Here is a 14,832-nt window from a genome sequence, read left to right on the forward strand (position 1 = left end):
ACAGTCCCCTGGCGTGTCATCAGTGGTCCGGTGACACTTCGGCCATGACGGACAGCGAGCGTGAGCGCCCGAACGAGCGCTTCGAGAAGGTGGCCGAGGAGACCTCGGAGACCGTGACCCACGCGGCCACGGTGCTGGAGGAGGAACTCGCGGCGGGACTGGCCGGCGCCCGGCGGCTCGAGGAGAAGTTGAGCGAGAGCCGCCGGGTGGACCCGGAGGCGTTCGACGAACTGGTGGCGCGCGTCCGCACCGACGGCCACGCGCTGATCGACACCGTGGTCGGGCAACTGAAGATGGCCGACGACCAGCGCGGCGAGGTGATCCGCCGCTACACCTCGGACGCGCACGACGCGCTGGACACCGTACTCAATCTCGCCCGGCTGGCGCCCGACGTGGCCAACGGGCTCGCGGACCGGCTGTCGTCGCCGGGCCCGACCGGCCCGACCCGGACGAACCGGTAGCGGCGCGGTGACGCCGACCACCGGGGTGGCCGGCGGGCACGTGGACCGCATGCTGGCGCGCTACCGCGGGCTCGCCCTCGACGCGCTGCTCGACGACCTGCCCGCGGGTGGGCCGCGATACCTCTACGACCTGGTCGCGGAGTACCCCCGGCGGTGGGGCAAGGGGCTGCGCGCGGCGCTGTGCCTCGCGACGTGCCGGGCGTTCGGCGGCGCCGAGCCGGTGGGGCTCAACGCCGCGGTGACCGTGGAGCTGTTCCACAACGCGTTCCTCATCCACGACGACATCCAGGACGCCAGCGAGCAGCGACGCGGCGGGCAGACCCTGCACGCCGAGTACGGGGTCGGCGTGGCGCTCAACGTCGGCAACATGACGAACCTGTTGGCGTTGCGGCGGCTCGCCGCGAACCGGGCGGCGCTCGGCTCGGGGATCGCCTGGCGGCTGTTCACCGAGACCGAGCTCATGCTGCGCCACTCGCTGGAGGGGCAGGCGATCGAGGTCGGCTGGATCCGCGACAACGTGTGCGACCTGGACGCCGACGACTACTACCGGATGTGCCTGAAGAAGACGTCCTGGTACACCTGCATCTACCCGTGCCGCACCGGCATCCTGGTCGCCACCGGCCGGGAGAACGCCGTCGACGTGCTGGACCGCTACGGCTGGTATCTGGGGGCCGCGTTCCAGATCCAGGACGACGCGCTCAACCTCACCGGCGACTACGCCCGGTACGGCAAGGAGATCGCCGGCGACCTGTGGGAGGGCAAGCGGACGCTCATCCTCATCGACTTCCTGCGACGGTGCACGCCGGACGAACGCGAACGGGCGCTCCGCTTCCTGAGCCGGACCCGGGCCGGACGCACCGCGTCGGAGGTGCGCTGGCTGCACGGGCGGCTGCTCGCGTACGACTGCGTGGAGTCCGCGCGGCGCAGCGCCCGGGAGCTGGCCGCGGCGGCCCGGCGCGAAGGAGAACGGGCGCTGGGCGCCGCGGCCGACACCGAGGACGGTCGTTTCCTGCTCGACCTGACCGCGTACGTCGTGGAGCGCAACCGCTAGCGGGGCGCCCGGTCGTCAGTCCTCGACCCAGCCGTGCTGACGCGCCATCGCGACCAGCGCCCGCCGGGCCTGGACGATCTGCGCACCGGTCATGGTGGGCACGTTCGCCAGCAGCAGCTCGGTGAGCGAGGCGTCGAACTGGCCGACCGTCAGGACGTCGAACTCGTCGTCCTCCACCGGCGCCGAACCGGCGCCGGCCGGCACGGCGGAACTCGCCTCCTGCAGCGACACCGGCGGCGGGTCCAGGGTCACGCGCGCGACCTTGAGGCCCCGCTCGGACTGCACGACCTCATAGCTCACCTTCATGCCGACCGCCACGGAATGCCGCTGGTCGCCGAAGTCGTTCGCGTGCACGAAGACGTCGTCGCCGCCACGCACCGGCGCGATGAACCCGTAACCCCGAACGTCGTCGAACCGGACGATTGTGCCCTTTTCCATGCCCACCAACCCCCACCGACTGAACCAACCAACCCGGGTCAGGATAGCGAAGCGACGATCAGGCCGATGGCCCGTGTCGCGTCCACGCCACGCACCACGCCGGGCGCCGCTCCCGGCCGACCCGGTCCGTCGTCGCCGGCCGGCGGTGTTCCGCGCCGCGACAGGCCATCCGACGGGACGGCCCCCGGACGGGCGCGGCGGCCCATGGCTCGGGCGGTCGGAACGGGACGTCCACGGCCGCCTCCTCGGGGTCGGGTTGCCCGCCTGTTCACGGTGGCGCAGGGCGTCCAGCGCGCCCGGCATCCGGCTGCCGCGCCCGGCCGACGGATTCGGACATCCGTTACGCTCGCCGGCATGATCGGCGTCTCGACCGGTCCGCTCGCCACGTCACCGACGACCCGGAAACGGGGCGCCGCGACATCGGCGAGGGCCACGAGGCGGAACTCCGGATTCCCGGACCGGTGACCACGACTCGGCAGAGAGGCAGACCACCATGACGGCGGTGGAGGGCCAACAGCCCGGTGCTGCGGACGCCGCGGTCGTCGGGCCGGGCGGGGAGGAGGACATGCGGTCGCTGTTCGGACAGTCCACCGCGGTCTTCGCGTCGCTCGCCGGGCCGACCCACGTGGTGAAGAGCGCGAACCAGGCATTCTTCACCGCCATCGGCGAGGAACGGGCGAGCACCGGGGTGGCGATCGGGGAGCTGATGCCCGAGTTGGCCGGCCAGGGCTTCATCACGCTGCTGGACCAGGTCTACCGCACGGGCGAGCCCTACACCGGTCGCGACGTCCGGGTCGTGCTGGGCACCGGACCGCAGGCGCGGGAGGCGTTCTTCGACTTCACCTACGAGCCGCGGCGGGACGCCGGCGGTGCGGTGGTCGGCATCCGGGTGATCGGCCTGGAGACCACCCAGGTGAAGCACGCGCAACGGCTGATGGCCGAGCACCGGGCCCTGGTCGAGCAGATCGCGCGCCAGGCACCGCTGACCGAGGTCCTCGACGGGATGGCCCGCTGCATCGAGCAGCTCGCACCGGAGGAGCTGCTGGTCTCCGTCCTGCTCGCCGATCCCGACGGCCGGCACCTGCGCCACGGCGCGGCACCGAGCCTGCCCGACTTCTACAACCAGGCCATCGACGGCATCGCCACCGGTGAAGGAGTCGGCTCCTGCGGCACCGCCGCGCACCGGCGGCAGCCGGTCGTCGTCGCCGACATCGCCACCGACCCGTTCTGGACCGACTTCCGCCCCCTGGCGGAGCGGGCCGGGCTGGGGGCGTGCTGGTCGACGCCGATCCTCGGTCGCGACGGCAGCCTGCTGGGCACCTTCGCCGTCTACCACCGCACCCCGCGCGTCCCCCAGGACGCCGACCTCGCGCTGGCCCGGGTCTTCACCGGCACCGCGGCGCTGGCCATCGAACGACACCACATCGAGCAGGCCAAGGCCGCCGCCGACGCACGCGCCAGAGCCGCCCACGACGAGCTGGCCCGGGTGGTGCGGGCGGAGCGGGAGCTGCGCGCCGAGGCCGAGCAGCGCGCCGCCGCCGCGGCGGAACTCACCGCCCGGGTGCGTGCCGCAGCCGCCACGCTGGCCGCCACGCCGCACCCCGAGCAGTGTCAGCTCGGCGGCACCGGCGGGTGCACGGCGGCGGCCGAGATCAAGCTCGCCGACTCGTGGGGCGACTCCGCGTGGGGCTGCCCCCGCCACGTGGAGGAGGCCATCCTGAACGTGCGCTCGGTCTTCATCGCCAGTGAGGAACTCGGCGGCCTGGCCGCCTACCTCAACCGGTGACCCGCGGTCCCACCTACCGGCCCGTCGCGAGCTGATGACCCGGACGACCACAAGGGAGCAGCCCATCCCGTACGCGCGGTCGGCGGAGCACTCCCGCTGGGCCGGGGCGGCCCCGGACGGAGGGCAGGCCGCTGCCGGCGGGCGAGGTTCGTCCGCTGACCGCATCGCCGCCGGGTAGGTTCGCTGGCATGAGTGAGGACACCTTCCGCTCGGTGGAGATCGAGCGCACCACCCTGGGCGAGTACACCGTGCGGAACGCCCGCGGCGGGTCGATCTCGATGGGCATGGGCCAGGACGACACGTTCACGCCGGTGGAACTGCTGCTGGCCGCCATCGGCGGGTGCACCGCCGCCGACGTCGACCACATCACCAGCCGCCGCGCCGAGCCGGAGCACTTCACCGTGCGGGTCACCGGCGACAAGATCCGCGACGAGGCCGGCGGCAACCGGATGCGCAACCTCCGGGTGGAGTTCACCGTGGCCTTCCCGGAGGGACCGGACGGCGACCGGGCGCGGGAGGCGCTCCCCCGGTCGCTGCGTCAGTCGCACGACCGGCTCTGCACCGTCTCCCGCACCGTCCAGCTCGGCACTCCCGTCACGATCGTCGACGTCGCCGGCACCGGCGAGGACTGACGAGCCGACCACCGGTCCCGGTCGTCATCGCGTTCCGCCGCCCGCCCCGCCCGCCGCGTTGATCATCGGGTCGCGGCGCCGCTGTCCGGGATGCCGGCGACGGCCCCGCCGCTGGCGACCCCGGTACGCGACGCGAACCCGCCGGCCGAGGCCGTCGGCCGCCGTGGATGACGTACCGGTCCGGTCGTCAGCGCCGGGCGCCGCCCGGTCGACCCGGGCCGGCTGCGGAGGCACGCCGACCGGTGGCCCGTACCACCGGTGCGGTGCTCGACCCGGGGCGGAAGTCCCGCGCGACGCCGGCCACCATCTCGTCGGGATCGCGGCCGAGCGCCCGACGGATGTCCGCCGGGACCATCTCCGACCTCGCCATCGCCATCCGGACCTGCACCGAGCGGTCGCCGAGCAGGCGGCGCAGATCCGTCTCGTCCAGCTCGACCGCGAGCACCAGCGCGGCGCGGACGTCCGCCACCGGGTCCTGGGCGAGCGCGCTGCGCTGGGCGGCGGTGGTCCGCGGGTTACGGGCGAGCCCCTTGCGGACGCGTGCGGTGCGGTCGGCCATCAGGGCCGTGATCGTGTCCGGGTCGTGGGCGTGGGTGGCGAGTCGTTCCCGTACCTCCGGGGAGGCGTCGTCGACCAGCCGCGCGGCCAGCTCGGGTTCCAGGTCGGGGCGCTCCGCGAGGAGGCCGCGCAGCTCCTTGTCGGCGGCCTCCGCCATCGCCCGGCGGACCGACCCGTCGCAGGCCGGGTTGCCGGCGACCGCCCAGCGGACCCAGCGGTCGGCGTCCTTCACCAGTCGCAGGAGGTTGCCCACCGAGGTCGAACGGTTCCGCGCCACGGCCTCCCGGACCTGCCGGTCGTGGTCCCGGGTCAGCGGTCGCAGCGCCTGCGCCGGCGCGTCGGTGCGGGTCGCGACCGCCTTCCGGACCATCGGCGACGGGTCGGACGCCAGGTCGATCAGCGTCAGGTGTGACGTCGAGGGGTCCTGGGCGAGGGCGAGTCGCGCATCGACACCCGCCCCGGTGGTGTCGCCGTGGTGTCCGCCCGTGTCCCGCTGCTCGCCCATGCGCGCCATCATGTCACGGCCCGGTTTCCGCTCCGCGAGCCCTGACCAGCGCTTCGGCGATGCCGCTACCGGTCAGTCGCGGCCGTCGGGCGGGCCGTCCGGCGTCCCGTCCGCGCCGGCGACCCGCACCAGGACGCCCGCGCCGCGGTTGTGCGTCTCGATCCAGGTGTTCAACGCCGTCCGGCAGGCGAGGTCCACGTGCCGCAGACCGCCCAGGTCCAGGTGTACGGGCCGGCTGGTCGGCAGGGCGTTGAGCGCGGTGAGGAGCGTGGGCAGTCGCAGGAAGGTGGCGTTGCCGGTGATCGTGACGTCGATCGGGCCGGTGCCCCCGTCGTCCACGCCGACACGTACGTGGGAGGTCTCCCAGGCGGTCTTGACGATGGCCAGGCCGAGGCCGACGAGCACGCCGACGAACAGGTCGGTCAGGAGGATGGTCAGGGCGGTCACCACCAGCACCAGCACCTCCCCCCGGTGCCCCCGCCACAGCTCCGGCATCGACCGCAGCGGCAGCAGCTTCGTCCCGGCGTGGATGAGCACGGCGGCCAGGGCGGGCAGCGGGATGAGCTCGATCAGGCCGGGCGCCGCGGCGGCGAACAGGAGCAGCCACACCCCGTGCAGGACGCGGGAGGCTTTGGTTCGCGCGCCGGCCCGGACATTGGCGGAGCTGCGCACGATGACCGCCGTCATCGGCAGCGCGCCGAGCATCCCGCAGATCGCGTTGCCGGTGCCCTGTGCCACCAGTTCCTTGTCGAAGTCGGTACGCGGCCCGTCGTGCAGCCGGTCCACCGCCGCCGCGCTGAACAGGCTCTCCGCCGACGCGATCATGGTGAACGTGGCGACGCTGGCCAGCACGCTCAGCTCCGTCAGCATGGTCCAGTGTCCGATCGAGGGCTGCACGACCGAGAGCAGGCCCTCCACCCTGATCGTCGCCACCGGCAGGTGGAGGCCGCCGGCCGTCGCGGCGGCGGCGATGACCGCGACCAGCGCCGCGGGCACCTTTCTCAGCCGGTCCGGCAGCCGGTCCCACGAGAGCATGACCAGGAGGGTGACCACGCCGACGGCGAGTGACGTCCGCACCGTGCTGGAGCCGAGAATGTCGCCCCCCAGCCCGGGCAGGCCGGCGAACTTCCCGAGCCCGGAGCGTGGCGCCTCGCGGCCGGACAGGACGTAGAGCTGGCCGACGATGAGCAGCAGGCCGATGCCGGCGAGCATGCCGTGCACCACGGCCACGGAGATGGCCCGGAACCAGCGGCCGAGTCGGAGGAACCCCAGGACGACCTGGATCAGGCCGGCGACCAGGACGACCGTGCCGAGGCCACCGAGGCCGTGCCGGCTCACGGCGTCGGCGACCAGCACGGTGAGGCCGGCGGCGGGGCCGCTGACCTGCATGGTGCTGCCGGGCATGCATCCGACGACGAGACCGCCGACGATGCCGGTGACCAGGCCCAGTTCGGCCGGTACGCCGGAGGCGACGGCGATGCCCACGCAGAGCGGGAGCGCGACGAGGAAGACGACGACGGAGGCGGACAGGTCGGCGCCCACGGCGCGCCAAGGCAGGGTCGGAGACGACATCGTTCACATCCGGAAAGAGTGGACGGGCAACTGGTTGTCCCCGGGAAGCAGGACGGCTGAATCGGCGTGACCGGCGGGTGGGGAGCGCCATTCGACCGGTCCGGGGGACAGCATTCCGCCAATGGCGAATACGCCTCGGGGCGGCGTGACCGGCGCCGGAAAAAGAGCGGGCCTCGTTTCCGCCGCGGCGGGGCACGCGACACACCGGCCCGGGTCGGCGAACCTTTTCCCATGCGGCTCGCTCTCCTCCCGTCGTCGCGTCAGCGCTGGTGGGGCGGGTGCTGCCGACGTGACCGCGACCGCGTCGACCCACGGCGACCGGGGCGGTCGACCGGGCGACGCCTTATCGGCGCCGGCCACGAACGGGCACGCCAGGAATCCGATTCCGGTCTTTTGGCGACGGCCCGCCGACAGCTCTCGCCAATATATCGAGATAAATATTATTCGCACAGGGCGCAGACGCTCGGATCACCATTGGGACTCGGTCGAATGACGCGACCGGACACGACGGGAACGCGCGGTTCGCGCTGGTCCGTCGGCCCCGTGTGCGCGCGGTCGTCGCCGGGCGATGCCCGCCGGGCTTCCCCCGGTCACCGGTCCGACCGGTTCGCGCTCGCGAACCCCGGTCGGCGAAGAAGCCCCGGTCCTGCCGTCCACGACGATCGACACGCGCCGTCCGGCCCGGCAGTCGGCGGTCGGCGACCCGTCGGGATCGTCACCGACGAATAGGATGCTGCGGGAGGTGCCCCGGTGGCACATTCACTTTCGACGATCGAGTGGAGGACGTGATGACCGTTCGACGACTGCTGCTGCGCACGATGGCAGCCTGCCTCGCGGCGACCACGCTGACGGCCCTGGCGCCGGCCGGGACGGCACAGGCGGCGTGCACGACGAGCAGCTTCACCGTCGTCTGGGACTACGCGGGCATGTACACCGCGCCGGACGAGTCCACGTTGTACGGCACCCGCCGGTACGGACAGGTCGTGACCGGACCGACCGGCAACACCGCCAACGGCTGGACGCTCACCTACGACTACTGGAACGGCCTGGCGCTGTGGGCGTACATGAAGGACTCCGCGTTGCAGTACCGCGGCTGCGCCTGAGGCCGGACCACTTCCGGCGTCCTCGAGGACGGGGGGCGGGCGCGGCCACTCGGCCCGCCCCCACCCGCCCCCGACCCGTCGGCGTCTAACCGGTGATCACCGGCCAGGCGTAGGCCAGCAGAGCGCACGCCGCGCCGAGCAGGGCGAGCGAGAAACCGCGGGTGGGGATGGGCAGCGCGGCGAGCACGAGCAGGATGACCGCGACGAGATAGAGAAACGCCTGCACCGACATGGCAGTCTCCTCGGGAGGTTGGGCTGATGGCGGTGCGATGTCTACCCCGGCCGGCCCGGTCGGGAAACCCGGGCCGCCAGGCACCGGCTCTCCGGGCGCGCCCGGCCGGGCGTCGGGTCAGCAGCCGAGCCGTCTACCGGAGAGGGCGATGTCGTCGATCCAGAGGTCGAACTCGCCCGGCGTCGTGCCGCCCTGGTAGAGCTGCCAGCCGATCTTCACGGTGTCGACCGCCGGCAGGACGAAGGGCACGTCGTTGCCGCCGTGCTCGGTCGTGGAGGCGGTCAGCTCCGGGTTCGCCACGCCGTCGATCCACACCGCGACCCGGTTGTCCGTCGGGTCGATCTTCCACTCGACGCACTGCCAGGTGTCCTCGGTGACCGGGGCGGACTCCCGCCAGTTGGTCCAGTCGCCGGTCGGGCCGCCGTCGGCGCCGATCCCCCAGAAGGTTCCGGGGACCGTGGGCGCGTACTGGCCGCCGACCGGACGGACGACCTCCGCGCTGCCGGCGCCGGTCGCCTCCACCAGCGTGAAGTGCGCCCAGTCCGGGGCGGTGGGGAAGGCGTCGACGCGCAGGCGCATCCGGCCGTAGAAGCGGTTGCCCGGCGCGGCGAGGTCGTCGACGCGCAGGAAGGCGCGCCCGTTGTCGACCGTGTGGACGTGCAGCACCTGGTTGCCACGGCGACCACGCTCGACGGTGAGCGTGCCGTGGCGGGTGTCGACGCCCCACTTCAGCGTGCTGGGCCCCCCGGGGGGCAGTCGCTCGAAGTCCTCGCAGAAGAGCAGGCCACGGGGGCACGTGCGCGGGGCGGCGGGCGACGCGCCGGCCGGAACGCTGCCGGCGACCGTGCCGAGCGTCAGTGCGGCGGCGAACACCGCGAGGAAACTACGCATGGTCATCCTCCAGGACGGCTGGTCCTCCGCCACCCGGGACGGGCCAGCAGGAACTCTTCGGCCGGCCGGCGCTGCGCTGCTTCCGGTCGCACCGTGCCGGCGCGCGATGGCGCCATACCGCGGTGGTCCGAGCCATTCCAGCACGCCCGCAACCGATCCGGCAATATCGACGGACATCAGTTCGTGCGGGCCGGCCGGAGGTGCCGGCGGCCGGACCGGGCCGAAGCGGTCAGCTCTGCTGGTAGGTCACCGCGGCGAACCCGCAGGGCCGGTGCAGGTGCAGGTAGTACGCGCCCTCCCCGTACTCGTCGAGGTCCGCGCCGCCGACCAGCCCCAGGTAGTCCATCGGCTCGCCGCAGCCGGGACAGTCGGGGTGCTCGGCGTCCTGAATCCAGTCGGGCCGGCCGCCGAGCGTCGAACCGCCCCGCTCCCAGGCGCTGGCCTGATAGGGGCTCCGCCGGGCCGCGCCGGGGACCGGCACGAGCGCCGGCGGATCCTCGGCCTCGACGGATCCGAGGTGCACCGGGCGGGCGTTGCCGGTCCACCAGGCGGTGTCGCCGGCCGGCGTGACCCGGCTGTACAGCGTCGTGTAGCAGGCGCAGAAGTGGCACGTCTCGATCACCAACCGGCCGGACCAGCCGGTGTGCGCCAGCGCCGCGCCGACGGCCGGGTCCGCGGTGTGCAGGTCGGCGGCGGTCCACCGGGGCGACGCGCACCACGGGCAGGTGGCGACGTCGGCGCGGCGCGGCCCGGCGCGCATGACCCATTCGTACGCGACGTCGCCGCACAGGTCCCGCCGGCGCCCGTCCGGCCCGACCGTCCAGCCGCCCACCCGCGCGTAGCTCAACGCGTCGACGTGCAGCCGGTCCGCGCCGGCCGGCGGCTGCGTCGACCAGCGGCGCAGGGCGCTCTCCGCGAGGGGGTGACCGGAGTGCGCCAGGATGACCAGCAGTTGGTCGAGCCGGTCCGGCGTCCGGCCGCCGTCGACGCGCTCGACGACCCGGCGGACCACCTCGGCGTCCGCCGCCCGGTACAACGTCCCCGGCCACAGGACGTCCCGGTCGAGCAGGGTGCCCAGGTACGGCGTCAGCCTCTCCGGCTCGGCGTCGGCGATGGCGCGCAGCCCCTCGATCGCGTCGTCGTCGGTGGCGGACACCGTCCGGATCAGCTCCTCGATCACGAGCGGATGCTAGTCAGGGCGCGGCACGCGCGTACGCGCCGGGCCTGCTCGCGGCGGTCCCGCCGCCCCGCGCGCCTTGCCCCGACGGGGTGTGCCGGCGACCGGGACGACCCGCCGACGCCCTGCTCCGGCTAGGCTCGTCGACGTGGTGGGCCGCCTTCCCGGGACCGGCCGGTGAGCCCGTTCCGCGTGCTCACCGACCTGGTGAGCCACTACGGTTACCCGGGGCTCGCCCTGCTCGTCGGCGTGGAGGGCTTCGGTGTTCCCGCGCCCGGCCAGAGCGCGATCGTCCTCGCCGCCGGATACGCGTCGCACGGCCGGCTGAGCGTCGTCGGCGTGGCGGCCACCGCGTTCCTGGCCGCGGTGATCGGGGACAGCGTGGGCTACCTGATCGGCCGCCTCGGAGGCCGCCGGCTCGTCCTGCGGCACGGCCGCCGCCTGCGTCTCGGCCCGGACCGGTTCGCCCGCCTGGAGGCGGTGATGAGCCGCCACGGCCCGAAGCTCGTCGCCGCCGCCCGCTTCGTCGACGGTCTGCGGCAGTTCAACGGGGTCGTCGCCGGCACCACCGGCATGCCGTGGCGGCGCTTCGTGGCCTACAACGCGCTCGGCGCCGCCGCCTGGGTCGGGCTGTGGACCACAGCCGGCTACCTGACCGGCGACCACCTGCGTGCCGTCCTCGTGGACCTGCACCGGTTCGCCTGGTACCTGATCGCCGGCGCGGTCGTCCTCACGCTCGCCTCCGTCGGATGGCGACTGGCTCGCCGCCGGGCCGGCGGCGCGCCGTAGGTCGTGGCGGAGGGCCGCTGATCCACGTCGGCGGCGCGCCGTTCCGACTTCTTTCGACATCGGCTATTGACGTCGCCGTAACAGGAAGCCTAGCGTCTGTCGAACCGCTTCGTCGAAGCGCTTCGACGATCATTCGAATGGGTTCCACGCCTGGCCGGAGGAGGTGCGCGATGGCCACCATGCACGATGTCGCCCGCCTGGCCCAGGTCTCGGTCAGCACCGTCTCCTACGTGCTCACCGGCACCCGGCCGATCTCCCAGGCCACCCGGGCCAAGGTGCTCGCCGCCATGACCGAGCTGGACTACCAGCCCAACGCCATGGCCCGTGGCCTGGCCAGCCGGCGCAGCCGGATCCTGGGCCTGCTGCTGCCGATGGACGAGCGTGGCCTCGGCGCGACCGAGACGGCGTTCGTCACCGGGGCCGCCGCGGCGGCCAGTGCCGTCGGCTACCACCTGGTGCTGTCGCCCGTCGGCGGTGGCGGCGACCTCGACGACCTGCGCCGGCTGGCCAGCCAGCGGATGTTCGACGGCGTCGTGCTGATGGAGGTGCAGCTCACCGACGAGCGGGTCACCGCGCTCCAGCAGGTCGGTGTGCCGCTGGTGCTGATCGGGCGCACCGGGGACATCGGCGGGCTCTCCTACGTCGACATCGACTTCGAGCAGACCGTGCGGGAGGCGGTGGCGCACCTGGTCGGTCTGGGGCACCGGCAGATCGTCTACGTCAACCACTCGGCCGAAACCCTGACCCGCGGTTACGGGCCGGCTCTGCGTACCCGGGACGCCTTTGTCACGGCCATGACCGGCCACGGCCTGGAACCGGTCATGATCCCGGCCGAGGACAGCGCCGCCGGCGGTCGGGCGGCGCTGGCCGCCGCTCTCGCGCGGGCGCCGGGCCTGACGGCCGTGCTGGCCATGAACGAGACGGCGATCTTCGGCATCCTCGGCGAGCTGACCGGGCGCGGGCTGTGCGTGCCCGACGACGTCTCGGTCGTCTCGATGGTCACCTCGCCGCAGGTCGCCGAGCTGGCCACCCCGGCGCTGACCGCGATGACGTCGCCCGGGTCGGCGATGGGCCGGATCGCGGTCGAGGCGCTGGTGCGCCACCTGGACGGGGCCGGTGACGAGTGCCACCAGCAACTGCTGCCGACCGCGCTGGAGATCCGGGGATCGACCGCGGCACCACGCAGCCGCCCACCGATGGGGGCTGACCTGTCATGACGGCCCGCCGCCGCGCGGCAACGCGACGACGGACCCAGTGAAGTACCGGCTCGATACTCAACGAGGAGGATAGCAATGCAGCGATTCCGCCGGATCGTCGCGGCGCTCGCCCTGGCGGCGACCGCGACGACCACCGTGGCCGCGTGCGGCGGCGACGACAGCGGTGACGACAGCGGGGCCAAGACCCTCAAGCTCTGGCACTACGAGGGCGAGAACAGCGCGATGGGGGTCGGCTGGAACCGGGCCATCGAGATCTTCAAGGCCGAGCACCCGGGCGTCGAGGTGCGCTTCGAGCGCAAGGCGTTCGAGCAGATCCAGCAGAACGCCGGCATGATCATCAACTCGTCCGAGGGCCCGGACATCATGGAGTACAACAAGGGCAACGCCACGGCCGGCCTGCTGTCCTCCCAGGGCCTGCTGACCGACCTCAGCGGCGAGGCGGAGAAGCGCGGCTGGGCCGACAAGCTCAGCCCCAGCCTCCAGACCACCGCCCGCTACACCGACAAGGGCGTGATGGGGTCGGGCAACTGGTTCGGCGTGCCGAACTACGGCGAGTACGTCACGGTCTACTACAACAAGGACCTGTTCGACCGCAACGGCGTCACGGTGCCCACCACCATGGCCGAGATGACCGCCGCGATGGACACCTTCGTCAGCAAGAAGATCACCCCGCTGGGCATGGCCGGCGCCGAGTACCCGGCCGGGCAGCTCTTCTACCAGCTGGCCCTGTCGAAGGCCGACCGGACGTTCGTCGACAACTACCAGCTCTACAAGAACCCCGTCGACTTCACGGCCGGCCCGCTGAGGTACGGCGCGGACACGTTCGCCGACTGGGTGCGGAAGGGCTACGTGGCCAAGGACTCGGCCAGCCTCAAGGCCGAGGACATGGGCACCGCGTTCATCGCGGGCAAGACGCCGATGATCGTCTCGGGGAGCTGGTGGTACGGCCGCTTCAAGGCCGAGATGAAGGCCAACTGGGACACCTTCCTGTTCCCGGGCAACAGCCTGAACGCCGGCTCGTCCGGCAACCTCTGGGTCGTCCCGACGAACAGCAAGGCCAAGAGCCTGGCGTACGACTTCATCGACATCACCCTGCGTCCGGAGATCCAGGACCTGATCGGCAACAACGGTGGCGTCCCGGTGGCCGGCGACCCGGCCAGGATCAGCGACCCCAAGGACCGCAAGCTGATCGAGGACTTCAACACGGTCAGCAAGCAGGACGGCCTGGCCTTCTACCCGGACTGGCCGGTGCCCGGCTACTACGACGTGCTGGTCGGCGGGTTCCAGGGCCTGATCAACGGGTCCAAGTCCCCCGACCAGGTGCTCGACACGATCGCCAAGCCGTACGCCGACGGCGTCAAGGAGATCACCGGCAAGTGACACGGCGAGCGGCGGGCGCGACCGGCTCGACCGGCGTGCCCGCCCGCCCCGCCGGGAAGGATCTTCCATGGCAGTCCCCGACACCGTCGCCGCCGCGCCGTCCGCGGCGACCCCCGCCCCCGCTCCCCCGTCCCGGCGCCGACCGCGTGGCCGCGACGCGGCGTACTGGCTCTACCTGCTCCCCGGAGCGGCGCTGTTCCTCCTGGTCATCGGCGCGCCACTGGTCGGCACCGGTTACCTGTCGCTGACCCGGTGGTCAGGTGTCGGCGACCCCACCTTCGTGGGGTTCGACAACTACCAGCGGTTGCTGCACGACGAGGTGTTCTGGGCGTCGTTCCGCAACACCGTGGCGATGATCGTCGCGATGGTGGTGGCGCCCACCCTGCTCGGGCTGCTGCTCGCCTCGGTGCTCTTCGACGTCATCGGGCGTCGGTTCAAGCCGCGTACGGCGGCGGCGTTGCGGGCCGCGTTCTACCTGCCGCAGGTGCTGCCCGTGGTGGTCGCCGGCATCGTCTGGGGCTGGATCCTGCGCCCCGACGGCGCGTTCAACAGCCTGCTCGACGCGGTCGGTCTCGGGGCGTTGCGCCACGACTGGCTGGGTGACCCGGACACCGCGCTGCCGGCGGTGATGGCGGTGATGATCTGGGTGCAGATCGGCTACCCGGTGGTCGTGTTCATGGCGGCGTTGCAGCGGGTCGACCCGGAGCTGTACGAGGCGGCCGAGGTCGACGGGGCGAACTGGCTGCACCGGTTCCGGGCGATCACGCTTCCGCAGATCCGGCCGGAGACCTTCGTGGTGGCGCTGACCTGCACCATCGCCGCGTTGAAGGTGTTCGGGCCGATCTTCGCGCTGACCCGGGGTGGCCCGGAGAACGCCACCAACGTGCCGTCCTACTTCGCGTACTACACGTTCTTCAAGAAGCTCCAGGTCGGCTACGGCTCCGCGATCTCCACGGTGCTCACGCTGATCATCGTCGTGGTGGCCGGGGTCTTCATCGGGATGCAGGCGCGCAGCGAGCGCCGGGACCGGGGGTTCTGAC

General features: G+C 72.7%; 15 protein-coding genes. 9 read left to right on the plus strand and 6 right to left on the minus strand.

Annotated features, from left to right (window positions below; all coding sequences use genetic code 11):
• Nucleotides 1–44: 44 nt before the first annotated feature.
• Both VKK44_RS15855 and VKK44_RS15860 read left to right on the plus strand, forming a co-directional pair.
• The gene (locus VKK44_RS15855; RefSeq protein ID WP_343441864.1) at nucleotides 45–461 is read left to right on the plus strand and encodes a hypothetical protein; all 417 of its coding nucleotides are present in this window, start codon (nucleotides 45–47) and stop codon (nucleotides 459–461) included.
• A 7-nt stretch (nucleotides 462–468) separates the two neighbouring features.
• The gene (locus tag VKK44_RS15860) at nucleotides 469–1,512 is read left to right on the plus strand and encodes a polyprenyl synthetase family protein (protein WP_343441865.1); all 1,044 of its coding nucleotides are present in this window, start codon (nucleotides 469–471) and stop codon (nucleotides 1,510–1,512) included.
• 15 nt (nucleotides 1,513–1,527) lie between these two features.
• Here VKK44_RS15860 and VKK44_RS15865 read toward each other — a convergent pair whose 3' ends face one another.
• The gene (locus VKK44_RS15865; RefSeq protein WP_343441866.1) at nucleotides 1,528–1,950 is read right to left on the minus strand and encodes a cold-shock protein; all 423 of its coding nucleotides are present in this window, start codon (nucleotides 1,948–1,950) and stop codon (nucleotides 1,528–1,530) included.
• Nucleotides 1,951–2,443: 493 nt separating this feature from the next.
• Between VKK44_RS15865 and VKK44_RS15870 the strand changes: the two genes are divergently transcribed.
• Nucleotides 2,444–3,736: a GAF domain-containing protein gene (locus tag VKK44_RS15870; protein ID WP_343441867.1), complete on the plus strand. Its 1,293-nt coding sequence runs from the start codon at nucleotides 2,444–2,446 to the stop codon at nucleotides 3,734–3,736.
• Between the two features lie 188 nt (nucleotides 3,737–3,924).
• Nucleotides 3,925–4,368, plus strand: a complete 444-nt coding sequence (locus VKK44_RS15875) for an OsmC family protein (RefSeq protein WP_343441868.1) — start codon at nucleotides 3,925–3,927, stop codon at nucleotides 4,366–4,368.
• A 187-nt stretch (nucleotides 4,369–4,555) separates the two neighbouring features.
• On the opposite strand, the gene VKK44_RS15880 is transcribed toward VKK44_RS15875, so the two are convergent.
• Together VKK44_RS15880 and VKK44_RS15885 are read right to left on the minus strand one after the other, a co-directional pair.
• The gene (locus tag VKK44_RS15880; RefSeq protein ID WP_343441869.1) at nucleotides 4,556–5,431 is read right to left on the minus strand and encodes a hypothetical protein; all 876 of its coding nucleotides are present in this window, start codon (nucleotides 5,429–5,431) and stop codon (nucleotides 4,556–4,558) included.
• Nucleotides 5,432–5,503: 72 nt separating this feature from the next.
• Nucleotides 5,504–7,003, minus strand: coding sequence for a SulP family inorganic anion transporter (locus tag VKK44_RS15885; RefSeq protein ID WP_343441870.1), 1,500 nt, complete (start codon nucleotides 7,001–7,003; stop codon nucleotides 5,504–5,506).
• 788 nt (nucleotides 7,004–7,791) lie between these two features.
• Between VKK44_RS15885 and VKK44_RS15890 the strand changes: the two genes are divergently transcribed.
• Nucleotides 7,792–8,106, plus strand: coding sequence for a hypothetical protein (locus VKK44_RS15890; protein WP_343441871.1), 315 nt, complete (start codon nucleotides 7,792–7,794; stop codon nucleotides 8,104–8,106).
• An 85-nt stretch (nucleotides 8,107–8,191) separates the two neighbouring features.
• On the opposite strand, the gene VKK44_RS15895 is transcribed toward VKK44_RS15890, so the two are convergent.
• The 3 genes from VKK44_RS15895 to VKK44_RS15905 all read right to left on the minus strand — a co-directional run bounded on the left by VKK44_RS15895 (nucleotide 8,192) and on the right by VKK44_RS15905 (nucleotide 10,409).
• Nucleotides 8,192–8,338, minus strand: a complete 147-nt coding sequence (locus VKK44_RS15895; protein ID WP_343441872.1) for a hypothetical protein — start codon at nucleotides 8,336–8,338, stop codon at nucleotides 8,192–8,194.
• 117 nt (nucleotides 8,339–8,455) lie between these two features.
• On the minus strand, nucleotides 8,456–9,229 hold the full coding sequence (locus tag VKK44_RS15900) for a hypothetical protein (protein ID WP_343441873.1): 774 nt from the start codon (nucleotides 9,227–9,229) through the stop codon (nucleotides 8,456–8,458).
• 229 nt (nucleotides 9,230–9,458) lie between these two features.
• Nucleotides 9,459–10,409, minus strand: coding sequence for a hypothetical protein (locus VKK44_RS15905; protein ID WP_343441874.1), 951 nt, complete (start codon nucleotides 10,407–10,409; stop codon nucleotides 9,459–9,461).
• A 174-nt stretch (nucleotides 10,410–10,583) separates the two neighbouring features.
• On the opposite strand from VKK44_RS15905, the gene VKK44_RS15910 reads away from it, so the two are divergent.
• From VKK44_RS15910 to VKK44_RS15925, 4 genes are all read left to right on the plus strand, one after another.
• Nucleotides 10,584–11,195: a DedA family protein gene (locus VKK44_RS15910; RefSeq protein ID WP_343441875.1), complete on the plus strand. Its 612-nt coding sequence runs from the start codon at nucleotides 10,584–10,586 to the stop codon at nucleotides 11,193–11,195.
• A 170-nt stretch (nucleotides 11,196–11,365) separates the two neighbouring features.
• Nucleotides 11,366–12,412 (plus strand): LacI family DNA-binding transcriptional regulator, encoded by a 1,047-nt coding sequence (locus VKK44_RS15915; RefSeq protein WP_343441876.1) that lies wholly within the window; start codon nucleotides 11,366–11,368, stop codon nucleotides 12,410–12,412.
• A gap of 75 nt (nucleotides 12,413–12,487) precedes the next feature.
• Nucleotides 12,488–13,792 carry an ABC transporter substrate-binding protein gene (locus VKK44_RS15920; RefSeq protein WP_343441877.1) on the plus strand — a complete coding sequence of 435 codons (1,305 nt, stop codon included), beginning with the start codon at nucleotides 12,488–12,490 and terminating at the stop codon, nucleotides 13,790–13,792.
• Between the two features lie 67 nt (nucleotides 13,793–13,859).
• Entirely contained in the window at nucleotides 13,860–14,831 is a 972-nt protein-coding gene (locus tag VKK44_RS15925; protein WP_343441878.1) for a carbohydrate ABC transporter permease, read from the plus strand.
• Nucleotide 14,832: the final 1 nt, after the last annotated feature.

This window comes from Micromonospora sp. DSM 45708, assembly GCF_039566955.1.
In the GTDB taxonomy this organism is placed as follows: Bacteria; Actinomycetota; Actinomycetes; order Mycobacteriales; family Micromonosporaceae; genus Micromonospora.